Here is a 2198-nt window from a genome sequence, read left to right as displayed (position 1 = left end):
CCTCCGCCGCCACCACGGCCACCACTTCCCCCACGCACTCGCCCACACCCACACCCACGGACTCACCCCCACCACCCCCACCACCCACACCCCCACCACCCACACCACCAACACCACCCCCACCCTCCCCACCTACCCCTTCCAACACCACACCTACTGGCTGGACGAGGTCCCGGCACGGGCCGACGGCGATCCGGCCGGGCTGGGCCTGTCGGGGTCCGCACACCCGCTGCTGGGCGCGGTGACGACCGTGGCGGAGAGCGATGCGCTGCTGCTCACCGGCCGGCTGTCCTTGGACACCCACCCGTGGCTGGCCGACCACCTGGTCGCCGGGACCGCCCTGCTCCCGGCCACCGCCCTGGTGGAGCTGGCCGTGCAGGCCGGTGACCTCGTCGGGCTGACCCGCATCGAGGAACTGACGCTGGAGACCCCGCTGGCGCTCGGCGAAGCGGCAGCCGTCCAGCTGCAGATCGCCGTCGGCGCGCCGGACGAGGACGGTCGGCGCCCGCTCACGATCCACTCCCGGCCCGAGGCGGGTGAGTCCGCCTGGACCCGCAACGCCACCGGCGCGCTGGGCGCCTCCGCCGAAACCGCCACCGACGCCCCCGCCGACGAGAGCCTGACGAGCGCCTGGCCGCCCGCCGGGGCGACCGCGGTGCCCGTCTCCGAGCTGTACGAGCGGCTGGAGAGCGCCGGCGTCCAGTACGGTCCGGCCTTCCGCGCCGTCACCTCGGTGTGGCAGGACGGGGACGAGCTGCTCGCCGAGCTGGTCCTGCCGGAGGCCGCGGACAGCATCGGTTTCGGCATTCACCCGGCGCTGTTCGACGCCGCCCTGCACCCGCTGGCGCTGGCCGCCGACGCGGACGAGGTCCGGATGCCGTTCTCGTGGACGGGGGTCACCCTGCACGCGTCCGGCGCCGCGGCCCTCCTGGTGCGCCTGACCCCGACCGGCAACGGCATCCGGCTGCTCGCGGCCGACCCCACCGGTGCGCCCGTCGTCTCGGTGGAGAACCTGGTCGCCCGGGCCATGTCCGCCGCCCGCCTGTCCGAGCTTCGCGACCTGCTCGCCGGCGGCACCTCCGCACCGACCGCCCTGCGCGCGCCGTCCCGGCCCGTCGCGGCCGAGCCCGAGCGGGTCGTCGGGTCCGAGTTTGCGACCCGGCTGGCCGGCCTCGGCGCGACGGGACAGACCACCCTCCTGCTCGACCTGATCCGCGCCCACGTGGCCACGGTCCTGGGTCACGCCACGCCCGAAAGCATCGACGCCGCGCGGGCGTTCAAGGAGTTCGGCATCGACTCCATCATGGGCGTGGAGATCAGGAACCGCCTGTCCAAGGCGGTCGGCAAGCCGCTCCCGGCGACCCTGATCTTCGACCACCCCTCCCCGGCCATGCTCGCCGAGGCGCTCCGCCAGGAGGTGCTCGGCCTGCAGGTCGGCGCCCCCGTCGCCGTTCGGACGGCGGCCCGGGGTGCGGCGGACGAGCCGCTCGCCATCATCGCCATGGCCTGCCGCTACCCGGGCGGGGTGCGCTCGCCTGAGGACCTGTGGCGGATCGTCGCCGACGGCGTCGACGCGATCGGCGACTTCCCCGAGGACCGCGGCTGGGACGCCGCCGCGATCTACGACCCGGACCCGACGAAGGCCGGCAAGACGTACTCGGTGCAGGGCGGCTTCCTGTACGACGCGGGACAGTTCGACGCCGACTTCTTCGGCATCTCGCCCCGCGAGGCGACCGCCACCGACCCGCAGCAGCGCCTGCTGCTGGAGACCGCGTGGGAGACGTTCGAGCGCGCCGGGATCGACCCGGCCACGCTGCGCGGCAACTCGGTGGGCGTCTTCACCGGCATCGGGCACAACGACTACCGCGGGCAGCTCGACAGCGCCCCGGAGGCCTTCGAGGGCCACCTGCTGACCGGGAACATGTCGAGCGTCGCGTCGGGCCGGATCGCCTACACCTTCGGCTTCGAGGGGCCCGCCGTCTCCGTCGAGACCGCCTGTTCGTCCTCGCTCGTCGCGCTGCACCTCGCCGCGCAGTCCCTGCGGCAAGGCGACTGCACGATGGCCCTCGTCGGCGGTGCGGCCGTCATGGCGACGCCGGGCGGCTTCATCGAGTTCAGCCGCCAGCGGGGCCTGTCACCGGACGGCCGCTGCAAGGCGTTCTCCGCCGACGCCGACGGCACCGGCTGGAGCGAAGGCG

Annotated in this window: 1 protein-coding gene; it reads left to right on the top strand. The window is 74.4% G+C overall.

Translation table 11 applies throughout. From position 1 onward, the window contains the following. On the top strand, positions 1-2198 hold a 2198-nt coding region (locus ACGF12_RS38340), incomplete at both ends, for a beta-ketoacyl synthase N-terminal-like domain-containing protein (RefSeq protein ID WP_393041212.1).

Source organism: Kitasatospora sp. NPDC048296, assembly GCF_043201815.1.
GTDB lineage: Bacteria > Actinomycetota > Actinomycetes > Streptomycetales > Streptomycetaceae > Kitasatospora.
This window is presented reverse-complemented; position numbering and strand designations above follow the sequence as displayed.